At 70.0% G+C, this 10,217-nt stretch carries 14 protein-coding genes; 6 read left to right on the top strand and 8 right to left on the bottom strand.

Annotated features, from left to right (window positions below):
* Positions 1 to 7 precede the first annotated feature (7 nt).
* Positions 8 to 607, top strand: coding sequence for an SAM-dependent methyltransferase (locus BCF44_RS38930; RefSeq protein ID WP_170217979.1), 600 nt, complete (start codon positions 8 to 10; stop codon positions 605 to 607).
* 15 nt (positions 608 to 622) lie between these two features.
* The gene (locus BCF44_RS38935) at positions 623 to 1,177 is read left to right on the top strand and encodes a TIGR03086 family metal-binding protein (RefSeq protein ID WP_116179516.1); all 555 of its coding nucleotides are present in this window, start codon (positions 623 to 625) and stop codon (positions 1,175 to 1,177) included.
* Here the strand turns inward: BCF44_RS38935 and BCF44_RS38940 are convergent, their stop codons facing one another.
* The 3 genes from BCF44_RS38940 to BCF44_RS38950 all read right to left on the bottom strand — a co-directional run bounded on the left by BCF44_RS38940 (position 1,178) and on the right by BCF44_RS38950 (position 2,998).
* On the bottom strand, positions 1,178 to 1,699 hold the full coding sequence (locus tag BCF44_RS38940; protein WP_116179517.1) for a DEAD/DEAH box helicase family protein: 522 nt from the start codon (positions 1,697 to 1,699) through the stop codon (positions 1,178 to 1,180).
* A gap of 15 nt (positions 1,700 to 1,714) precedes the next feature.
* Positions 1,715 to 2,134: a PPOX class F420-dependent oxidoreductase gene (locus tag BCF44_RS38945; RefSeq protein WP_116179518.1), complete on the bottom strand. Its 420-nt coding sequence runs from the start codon at positions 2,132 to 2,134 to the stop codon at positions 1,715 to 1,717.
* A gap of 195 nt (positions 2,135 to 2,329) precedes the next feature.
* Positions 2,330 to 2,998, bottom strand: coding sequence for a DUF998 domain-containing protein (locus BCF44_RS38950; RefSeq protein WP_116179519.1), 669 nt, complete (start codon positions 2,996 to 2,998; stop codon positions 2,330 to 2,332).
* A 160-nt stretch (positions 2,999 to 3,158) separates the two neighbouring features.
* Between BCF44_RS38950 and BCF44_RS38955 the strand changes: the two genes are divergently transcribed.
* The 4 genes from BCF44_RS38955 to BCF44_RS38970 are packed head-to-tail and all read left to right on the top strand — an operon-like array spanning position 3,159 to position 5,779.
* On the top strand, positions 3,159 to 3,569 hold the full coding sequence (locus tag BCF44_RS38955; RefSeq protein ID WP_116179520.1) for a VOC family protein: 411 nt from the start codon (positions 3,159 to 3,161) through the stop codon (positions 3,567 to 3,569).
* 49 nt (positions 3,570 to 3,618) lie between these two features.
* Positions 3,619 to 3,957 carry a PadR family transcriptional regulator gene (locus BCF44_RS38960; protein WP_246016059.1) on the top strand — a complete coding sequence of 113 codons (339 nt, stop codon included), beginning with the start codon at positions 3,619 to 3,621 and terminating at the stop codon, positions 3,955 to 3,957.
* Entirely contained in the window at positions 3,954 to 4,883 is a 930-nt protein-coding gene (locus BCF44_RS38965; protein WP_116179521.1) for a hypothetical protein, read from the top strand. The genes BCF44_RS38960 and BCF44_RS38965 overlap by 4 nt, the downstream gene beginning before the upstream one ends.
* Positions 4,880 to 5,779, top strand: coding sequence for a hypothetical protein (locus BCF44_RS38970; protein WP_116179522.1), 900 nt, complete (start codon positions 4,880 to 4,882; stop codon positions 5,777 to 5,779). Before BCF44_RS38965 ends, BCF44_RS38970 begins: the two co-directional genes overlap by 4 nt.
* Here the strand turns inward: BCF44_RS38970 and BCF44_RS38975 are convergent.
* The 5 genes from BCF44_RS38975 to BCF44_RS38995 all read right to left on the bottom strand — a co-directional run bounded on the left by BCF44_RS38975 (position 5,757) and on the right by BCF44_RS38995 (position 10,172).
* Positions 5,757 to 6,548, bottom strand: a complete 792-nt coding sequence (locus BCF44_RS38975) for an alpha/beta fold hydrolase (RefSeq protein WP_170217980.1) — start codon at positions 6,546 to 6,548, stop codon at positions 5,757 to 5,759. The genes BCF44_RS38970 and BCF44_RS38975 overlap by 23 nt on opposite strands.
* Positions 6,545 to 7,126, bottom strand: a complete 582-nt coding sequence (locus BCF44_RS38980; protein WP_116179524.1) for a TetR/AcrR family transcriptional regulator — start codon at positions 7,124 to 7,126, stop codon at positions 6,545 to 6,547. The genes BCF44_RS38975 and BCF44_RS38980 overlap by 4 nt, the downstream gene beginning before the upstream one ends.
* 34 nt (positions 7,127 to 7,160) lie before the next feature.
* Positions 7,161 to 7,685, bottom strand: coding sequence for a GNAT family N-acetyltransferase (locus BCF44_RS38985; protein ID WP_116179525.1), 525 nt, complete (start codon positions 7,683 to 7,685; stop codon positions 7,161 to 7,163).
* A gap of 82 nt (positions 7,686 to 7,767) precedes the next feature.
* Positions 7,768 to 8,967: a cytochrome P450 gene (locus BCF44_RS38990; RefSeq protein WP_116179526.1), complete on the bottom strand. Its 1,200-nt coding sequence runs from the start codon at positions 8,965 to 8,967 to the stop codon at positions 7,768 to 7,770.
* Positions 8,964 to 10,172: an MFS transporter gene (locus BCF44_RS38995; RefSeq protein WP_116179683.1), complete on the bottom strand. Its 1,209-nt coding sequence runs from the start codon at positions 10,170 to 10,172 to the stop codon at positions 8,964 to 8,966. The genes BCF44_RS38990 and BCF44_RS38995 overlap by 4 nt, the downstream gene beginning before the upstream one ends.
* Positions 10,173 to 10,217: the final 45 nt, after the last annotated feature.

The raw sequence follows: 10,217 nt of genomic DNA on the forward strand, positions 1-10,217 counted from the left end.
GTCCGATGTGACCGCCATCAGCGCACTTCGTCGCACCGCGTCGCACGCCCTCGACTTCTGGTACAACACCGACACCGCCGGGAAAATCGAACTACCCGGAATTCACGGCGCCGACCAGATCTACTACATCGCCTCGCCGTGGCGATCGCTACGCCGGGCACTGTCTCCCGCCGACGTCACCTCGTCGGACGTCTTCCTCGACGTCGGCTGCGGCAAGGGGCGCATGGTCCTGGAGGCCGTCAGCTCGTACCGGTTCCGCCGGTGTGTCGGCGTCGAACTCGTGCCCGAGATATATCGGCACGCCGTCCGCAACATCCACAACGCGCAGCGCCGGCACCGCCGAATCCGCGGCCGGGTCGAATTGATCAACCAGGACATCCGCACCTTCGCCGTGCCCGACGACGTCAGCGTCGTATTCGCCTTCAACCCGTTCCGCGGTCCCGTGTGGACTGCCGCCATCGACTCGCTGATCGCCTCCCACGACCGCTCTCCCCGTCGTATTCGCCTGGTTTACGTCAATCCGGAGGAACACCGGGAGCTGGTCGCCACCGGCCGCTTCCGCGTCGAGCGGGAACTCCCCGGAACCACCGTCTACGAACTCCGCTGATGCCAGAATGGGGTCATGATCACCAGGTACCTCACGGCGAGCGCCGGGTTCGAGAAGGTGCTGCGGGCGGTGTCGGCGGACGGCTGGACCGCCGGCACGCCCTGCACCGAGTGGAACGTCCGGCAGCTCGTCAACCACGTGGTCCGCGGCAACCACCTGAACCACATCATGCTCACCCGGCCCGCGCAGGCAATGGACTACCGCCGGTCCGCCGCGGAGGACGTCCTCGGCGACGATCCGCTCCAGGCCTTCGCCGAGAGCACCCAGATCTGCGCGGAGGCGTTCCGGCAGCACCCCGACGCGAAGCTCGTCTACCCGATGGGGCCGATCCCGGCATCAAGGGCCCTTGCGCTGCGGACGACCGACGTCATCATCCACACCTGGGACCTGGCCCGGGCGATCGGCGCCGACGAGACGTTGAACCCCGAGCTGGTGGCGTGGGCGGATGACGCGTTCGCGGAGACGTATGCGGGGCTGCTCGACCGGCCGGGCGTGTTCGCGACCCCGGTGGGTGCGGCACCGGTGGAGAGGCAGGCGGCGTTCCTGCACCGCGCCGGGCGGAACCCGTGATCAGGTCCAACCGGTAGCGGACACGACCGCGCGAGCGACATCCGCGACGGTCCATCCATCCGTGGCCACGCGAACGGTGTCGGCGGGTGCCTGCTCCTCGAGGATCCGGGCACTGCGAAGGCTACCGGCAATCTCCCGCTCCAACCCGGAACCGACCTCACGGCCAGCGAGCCGCGAATAGGTCTCCGCGTCGGAGGCGGTGAGCAGCACCCGCACCAGCCGTACAGACGGCCCCATCGCCCGCGCGAACATTATGGCGTTCTCCGCCAGCACCACACGCGTGTTCACGTAGACGAGCCGGCGGTGGCCGAGCGCGGCGAAGTTGGCCCACACGGCGGCCAGGTTGCAGGCGGTGATCTCCGCGCGGTCGGGGTCGTCGGCGGGCGCGGGATGGACCTGGCCCATGAAGTCGCCGTCGACGAGCGCGTGGGAGACGCCGGCTGCCTGGAGCAGCGCCGACACCTCCCACGCGACGGTGGTCTTGCCGACGCCGGCCCGGCCGCCGATCAGAAGTGCTTCCACGCCGGAGAGAATGGCTCAGACGTCACGCATGTCGGCGCGCAGGGTGTGCGGCTCCTTGTCCCGGTCGGCAGGCAGGATGCCGAAGGCGACGATGCGCCGCGGGTGGATGCGGATGATGGCGCCGGGGACGCGGCTGGCGCTGTCGGACGGGTCGGCGAGCGCCTCGCCGTCGCCGCGGATCTCCAGGCACCGCACCCGCCACGGGTCGGTGGAGACGATGTCGTCCACGACGAACGCGACCCGCCCGTTGGCGGCCACGTTGCGGAACTTCCGGCTGGCGACCATGTTGTGGCCGCCGATGTCGATGGTGCCGGTCGCCGCGTTGTACGAGAATCCGACCGGGCTCACCTGGAGCGTGCCGTCCGGCTTGGCGGTGGCGAGCCGGCCGAGCGGCTGCGCGGCGAGGTAGTCCAGCTCGGCGTCGGTGAAGGACACGATGGCCGACCTTTCCGTTGTGGTGGAGGCTGCGACCCCAGTCTGCAACCTCCACCATCCTGGAGATCAAGCTGTGTTTACGGCGCCGCCTTCGGCGTCGCGGCTCGGCCCCTCGGGCCCGCTGGCTTCGCTTGCTGGATTTCGCTCCGGGCAGCGGCGGGCCGAGCGACTCGGTCCGTTGCCGGTTGGTAGCTCTCAAGCCTCCGTGGACACCACCGCCGGCGTCGGGAACACGTCGCCGAGAATGGCCTCGCCCTTGGTCAGCCACGCCACCCCGAAGGACATCACCGCGATCGACTCCAGCCACAGCTCGGGGTGGACGGGAGCCAGCGCGGCGTCGAAGAACTGGTGCACGGCGGCGATCGCCAGCAGGCACGCGATGATCACGATGCCGCACGTCAGGTAGAGCCGGTTGCGCTGGAGCTTGCGCTCGGTGGGCCCCATCTCGCTGGTCCGCCGGAACAGCACGATGGCGAAGAAGGCGATGGTGAGGAAGAAGATCGCGGCGAACACCAGGTGCAGCACGCCGATCACCTGAGCCGTGCTCGACGGGTGGTCCGGCGCGGTCGGGAACAGGCCGACGCCGATCGCGGCGACGCCGGCCACGTTGCCGGCGATGTCGTCGATGACGTCGTATCCGCGGTAGGACAACAGGAATGCCCCCACCGCGCACATGCTGCCGACGAACACGCCGCGCATGTCCGTCCAGAAGTAGGAGCTGATGGAGTCCTGGAGTCCGCCGCCGTCGACGATCAGCTTGCCGATGATCAGCACCGCCGGCAGCGCCGTGCCGATCACGCCGATGGCACGCCGCAGGTACAGGTACGAGTGGACGAGAGTGTCCTCTGGGGATCGAGCGCTCATGGCTGCCTCCGCGCAACGTCGCTGTAGGAGATGATCGGCGTGCCCGACCAGGGACCTTAGTCCTGACCTCGGGTTTTCACGTGATCGGCGGACACCACGCGTTGTCGGGCCCCGGTCCCGGTGCGAGGATGGCGGCTGTTCCCGACCCAAGGAGCACCCCATGGGCTCACTGCTCAACCCCTACATCAGCTTCGCCGGCGACGCCCGCCAGGCGCTGGAGTTCTACCAGGCCGTGTTCGGCGGCGAGCTGAGCCTGAACACCTTCGGCCAGTTCGGCCAGACCGGCGACGGCGCCGACCAGATCATGCACGGCCAGCTGACCACGCCCAGCGGCTACACGCTGATGGCGTCGGACACGCCGCCCGGCATGGCACACAACCCCGGCAACAACATCACCGTGAGCCTGTCCGGCGACGACGACGCGGAGCTGCGCGGCTACTGGGAGAAGCTGTGCGACGGCGGCACGGTGAACGTGCCGCTGGAGAAGCAGATGTGGGGCGCCGTGTTCGGCTCGTGCCAGGACAAGTTCGGCATCTACTGGATGGTGAACATCGCCGAGTGGCAGGGCTGACTCCGCGAAACCGGTTGCCATAGTCCGATGATCGGTATATACCGATCACGTGACTGACGGCGCGCTGCGGGAGCCGACCTTCCTCGTCCTCACCGCGCTCGCCGCCGGACCCCGGCACGGCTACGGGATCCTGCTCGAGGTCGAGCAGATCTCCGCCGGCCGGGTCCGGCTGCGCGCGGGGACGCTGTACACCGCCCTGGACCGGCTCGTCGCCGACGACTGGGTGGCGGTGGACCGCGAGGAGGTGGTCGACGGCCGGCTGCGCCGCTACTACCGCCTGACCGACCAGGGGGCGGCCAGGCTGGCGACCGAAGTGGACCGGATGCGGGCCAACACCCGCGCCGCCGAGACGCGCCTGCGGGCGCGCTTTGCTGGAGGGACGGCGTGAGCGAGACCCAGGAGCGGCGCTTACGGCGGCTGCTCGCCCTGTACCCACGCGATCACCGCGAAGCCCACGGCGAGGAGATGCTGGGGGTGCTGCTGGACAGCTCCCCCGGCTGGCGCGACGGCCTGAACCTGGTCGGCGGCGCGATCGCGCTGCACGCACGCCGGCTGCTCGGACTGGACGGCGGTGTCAACCGGCGCGACGTGCTGGCAGTGGTCGGCCTGCTGGGCCCGCTCATGATCCTGACCGCCGCCGTCGGCGACCTGCACGAAGTCGCGTGGTTCACCAAGAACGGCGGGCTCGCGGACATGCCGCTGTCGCAGGTCCCGGACGCGCCGGTGTGGGCGGTCTGGCTGGTGGTGGCGGGGCTCGTTCTGTTCGGCCTGCGCCGGACCGCCGCGGTCTTCGCCTGGCTGGCCGACATCGTGCACCTCGTGATCCCCTATAAGGCCAGCAACTGGACGTGGAGCTACGAGAGCAAGGGCTGGCTGCTGCTCGGCCTGGTCACCGCGATCGCCCTGACGTGGTCGGCCGGTCCGGCGCGCGGCCGGAAGCTGGTCGGCCGCCGCGGCATCGTCCTCACCCTCGCAACTGTCGCCGTGGCGATGTCGTGCCAGCTCTTCGCGCCGCGTTTCGTCATGATCGGCCGCTGGCCGCTCGACATGTCGGAGTGGCTGGTCTACCTCGCGCTGGCGGGCGGCGCGTGCCTCGCCTGCCGGTCGGTTCCAAACCGTAGGACGGGCCGGCGTGCGGCATTCGTGCTCGCGCTGCCGGCCGTGGCCTTCGCGCTGGAGTACGTCGAAGTGACGATCATCGGCCCGCCGCTGTACTGGGTGCCGGCCGTCGAGGCAACCGTGCTCTACGGCATTCCGGTCCTGTTGGTGTTGGCCGGCAATGGAGTTCTCCGTCCAATCAGGAGGACGGCGTGAGCGAGACCCAGGAGCGGCGCTTACGGCGACTGCTCGCCCTGTACCCACGCGATCACCGCGAACGCCACGGCGAGGAGATGCTGGGGGTGCTGCTGGACAGCTCCCCCGGCTGGCGCGACGCCGTCGACCTGGTCGGCGGCGCGATCGCCCTGCACCTGCGCCGCCTGTTCGGTCTGGACGGCCAGGTGCGGCGTCGGGACGTGCTGTCGGTCGTGAGCCTGCTGGGCCCGATCGTCATCCTGGCCGGGGCGGCGGCCGACGTCCGCGAGGCGGCCTGGTGGCTCCTGCACGACAATATGGAGCCGCTGCCGACCTGGTACGTCCCGGACGCGCCCGCCTGGGGCGCCTGGCTGGTGGTGGCGTTCCTGGCGTTCTTCGGCCAGCGGCGGGCGGCAGCGGTGTCGGCATGGCTGGCGCTGGGTGCGTTCGTGGTCGTCACCCCCATCCTGAGCCAGGGCTACCTGCTGCGCTCCGCGGGGGCGGGCTACCTGGTGCTGGGCGCGTTCACGGCGGTCGCGCTCACCTGGTCGCCGGGACCGGTTCACGGTCGGATGCTGGCCGGGAAGTGGGCTGTGCCGCTCGCCTTCGGCGGCGACGCGCTGGTGTTGGCCGCCATGGTCTTGCACAGCATGATGTTCGCGTGGTGGCTGGCCTTCGCCGCGATGGCGCTCACCGCGCACCTCGCCTGCCGCGCGGTGCGTGACCGCCGGATCGGGCGACGGGCGGCGCTCGTGCTGGCGCTGCCGCCCGTCACCTTCATCGTCGAAGCGTTCGCCGGCCCCTGGGCGTACGGGAATCCGTACCTCAGGGACATCGCCTTCTACGGTCTGCCCACGCTGATCGTGTTGCTGGGCATGGGGATTCTCCGCCCGGTCAGGAGGCGGCAGCCGAGCTGAGGAGCTCGTGCAGCTGCGCGGCGAACTCGACCGGATGTTGGAGGTAGCCGAGGTGGCCGCCAGGGAACTCCACGACGTCCACGCCGAGCCGGTCGGACAGCACCTCGTTCGGCCGGTACGGCAGGAGCCCGCGCGACTCGACACCACTGGCCAGCACGAGCTTGCCCTTGCTGTCGGCGAGCGCGTCCAGGTCGAGCTCGTGCCGGGGGTACTGGCGCAGCTCGTGCTCCATCCAGAACGACACGTTGAACGCCATCCGCTCGAACATCTCCCGCACGACCGGCGGCAGCTCGGCCGCGGGCGGCGTCGGGGCCTCGCCGCCCAGGCCGACCTCCTTGCGGAACAACGCCATCGCCACGTCCGGGCCATCACTGCGGAACAGGTCGTAGACGCGGTCCATCCGGGCCAGCCAGTCGTCGCGGTCCGGCAGCACGGAGATCAGCGGCGGCTCGTGCGGCACGGCCAGTTGCACCGCCGACGGGTACTTCGCCAGCAGCTCCAGCGTGACGATCGCGCCGGAGCTGCTGCCGACCACGTAGCCGGGCTCGTCGCCCAGCAGCTCCCGCGCGTCCTCGACGTCGGCGGCCAGGCGGTCGGCCGGGATCGCGTCGATCGGGCTGCGGGCGAAGCCGGCACGGTCGTACAGCACCACCGTGTACCGGTCGGCCAGCTGCGCCGCCGCCTGCTCGAACACGGTGCTGTCGCCGTTGCCGCCGACGACGAACAGCAGCGTCGGTCCGCTGCCGATTCTCTTGGTGTACAAGCTCACCGAATCCCCCTCAACTGCTCGAGCGCCGTCTCCAGCAGGCCGAGCAGCGGCACCGGAGGGTCCGCCCGCAGCCAGTGGTCGGACGCCACCTGGGTGGCGGCGGCGACCGCCGCCGCCAGGATCTCCGGATACATGCCGTGGTCGCCCTCGCCGAGCCGCGCCGCGATCGCGTCGGTCAGGGCCTGCCGCATCTTCACGTACGACTTGAGCAGCTCGCCGGACATCGCCGGCGCGGACAGCACCGGCCGCAGGCCGGCCAGCCATTCGGGCTGCGGGACGGACCCGGCCTCCGCGTGCACCGCCAGCACGGCGGCGGTGATCGCATCCCACAGCGGCTCGTCGGCCGGGCGGTCCAGCAGCACCTCGCCGACCCGGTGGATGCGGTCGGCCGCGCGGGAGGTGATCGCCTCGTACTTGCTGGAGAAGTAGTTGTTGAACGTCCGGGGCGAGACCCCGGCGGCGTTGGCGATGTCCTCGACCAGCACGTTGTCCAGCCCGCGCTCGACGGCCAGCGACAGCGCGGCCCAGCTCAGCGCCTCGCGGGTGGCCTGCTTCTTGCGCTCACGGAGACCGGACACCCGCCCACCATAGCAAAAGTTGCGGGCCGCGCAATTATTTCCGGAGCAGGTTGCGGGCGGCGGCCTTCAGCGTGACCACGCGGGTGACGGCGCCGTCCTCGCCGGTCACGTCCCGCACCACCTCGAAGCCGGCCTTGCGCGCCATGGCCAGCGACCGGGTGTTGGCGGCGTTCACGCAGCCGTGCACGGCGTCCAGGCACAGGTCGTCGAAGCCGTAGTCGACGACCCGGTACGAGAGCTCGGTGCCCAGGCCCATGTGCCAGACGTCGCGGACCAGCGCGCAGATCAGCTCGTGCCCGTCGACGTTGCCGGTGCGCTTCAGCTCGGCGTGGCCGACGTAGCGGCCGTCCAGCCGCACCGCCCACACGTCGAACATGTTGTTCGGGTACACCTCGGTGAACAGCAGCGCGAAGAGCGATCTGATCGTCTCCTCGGGCTGCCGTTCCTGACCCATCCACTTGCAGACCTCCTCGTCGCGTAACAGCGCGACGAAGTCGTTCTCGTCCTCGGGTGCGTACGGCGTCAGCAGAAGGCGCTCGGAGCGCAGGGTGGGAGTCACGACGAAACGCTATCCGCGCGCCGAAATCGCGGCAATCATCCCATCGTGCAAGGAAAACACCCGACGGGGTGAGTAACGAGGGTCAGCGCGGGACCACGTCCACCGGCAGCTTTCGGACACTCACGATCATCGCCGGATTCTGGAACTCCACCGGCTCGCTCCGGGCCACGGAAAGCCCAGCATAGCGCCGGTTGAGCGCCTCGAAGGCGATCCGCCCCTCCATCCGCGCCAGCGGCGTGCCGAGGCAGAAGTGGATGCCGTGGCCGAATGTCAGATGCGGATTCGGCGTACGGGTGAAGTCGAAGCTCTCGGCGTCGGCGAAAACGCGTGGATCCCGGTTCGCGGACGCGATGTTGGCCATGATGATCGAATTGGCGGGAATCGTGCGGCCGCCCAGTTCCACCTCCGTCGTGGTGCGCCGGCCGAGCTCGTTGAACGGGGGCAGGCAGCGCAGCACCTCCTCCAGCGCCACCGGAATGCCCGACGGGTCCTCGCGCAGCGCCGCGGCCGCCGCGGGGTGCCGGTCGAGGCTGATGGTGGCGTTGCCGATGAGCGCGGTGGTGGTGATGTGCCCGGCGACCAGCAGCAGCGCCACGAAGCCGACCATCTCCTGGTCGGCCAGGCTCTCGCCGTCCACCGAGGCCCGGCACAGCTTGCTGGTCAGACCGTCGCTGGGGTTGGCGCGGTGGTACTTGATGTGCGCCAGCATGTACTCGTTCATCTCGCGGATGGTCGGCGCGATCATCTGAAGCGCCGCCTCGATCTCCGCCATGGTCGAGTTCTCGGTCAGCTGGTCGCCGCTGAACAGCACCTTCGCCCACTTCTCGAACAGCTCCCGGTCCTGCGCCGGGATGCCGAGCAGCTCGGCGATCACCAGGATCGGCAGCGGATAGGCCAGCGCCTCCACCAGGTCGAACCGCCGCTGCCCGGCGACGGCGTCCAGCAGCTCCTCGGTGATCTGGTGGATCCGCGGCTCCAGGCCGGCCACCGTGCGCGGGGTGAAGGCCTGGCTCACCAGCGTGCGCAGCTTGCGGTGGTTGGGCGGGTCCATGGTGAGGAACATGCCGGTGCGGAACGCCTCGAAGTCCTCCTGCACGGGGGCCAGCCCGGAGAAGTCGCTGGAGAACGTGCCCGGCTCGGACAGCACGCGGGAGACGGTGGCGTGGTCGAGCAGCCGCCACATCCCGTTCTCCTCGTCGAGGTAGACGGGCTCGACGCCGCGCCGGTCGATCCAGTGGTCCAGGCGTTCCTCGAAGGCGTAGCGGGGCGGCGCGAGGGTCATCGGGTGGGCTCCTTGACTCGATCGGTGGCGGGAAACGCGCGCATGGTGGGGCTGACCGTGACGACCACGGTGATCAGGGCGATGCCGGCGGCGCACAGCAGGATCGCGTCGGCGCCGCCGAACTGCTGCACGAGCACGCCGCCGAAGGCCGGGCCGGTGGCGGCGGATGCGCCGGCGATCACGGCCATCACGCCGGTCATCCGGCCGCGCAGGCGATCCGGCGTGAGCAGCAGCTGCGACGTGCTGATGGTGGTGTTCGCGGTCGGCGGCAGCAGGGCCATCGCGGCGAACAGCAGGCCGAGCAGGTAGCCGTTGTCGATGAAGACGGCGAGCGGTGTCAGTCCCGCGAGCACCCAGAACACGCCGGCGATGGACAGGTACGGGCTGAGCATCCGTTGCAGCGTCGGGGCGAGCAGCGCTCCGAGCAGGCCACCGACGCCGAGCATCGCCGCCATGATGCCGATCTCGCCGGACGGGACGCCGCGTTCCTTGGCCAGCACCACGAGGATCACGTAGTAGGCGGAGAAGAAGAAGTTCAGGCTGACCGCGCAGGCGACGGTGGCGCGGACGTGCCGCTGGCTCCACACCCAGCGCAGGCCCTCGACCATTTCGCTGATGAGATGCCCGCTCTCGTGCTGTTCCGGGCGTTTGTACGGCACCCGCACGAACAGCAGGGCACCGAAGCTGATCGCGTGCGTGACCACCTCGACCGCGAACGGCACCGCCCGACCGATCGCGTAGAGGAAACCGCCGACGGCAGTCCCGGTGAGCTGCCCCAACGCCCCACGCGCCGAGTTCATCGCCACGGCCGTGGGCAGTTGTTCCTGCGTCACGATCTGCGCCACCGCGGCGTTTTCCGCCGGCAGGAACAGCGCCCGGCACACGCCCATCGTCGCCGCGACCAGGATCATGTGCGGCACCGTCGGCGTGTTCAGCCACAACGCGATGACGAGGCTGGCGACCGCGATGCCCTGTGCCGCCTCGCAACACAGCATCACGACCTTGCGGTTCCAGCGGTCGACGAGCGCTCCGGCGGGCAGGCCCGCGATCAGCTGGGCCGCCGCGTCCACGCCCAGCACGAAACCGGAGACGGCGGGCGAGCCGGTGACCGCCAGGACGAGCAGTGGGAAGGCGATCATCGAGCCACTGAAGCCGGCGGTGGAGAGAGCTTGGCCCGCCCAGAGCAGACGGTAGGAACGGCTCATCGCCGGACGCCGGCGCTTGGGTGCGGCATCGGGGTCACTCGCAGC

The sequence above is a fragment of the Kutzneria buriramensis genome (assembly GCF_003387475.1).
Lineage (GTDB): Bacteria > Actinomycetota > Actinomycetes > Mycobacteriales > Pseudonocardiaceae > Kutzneria > Kutzneria buriramensis.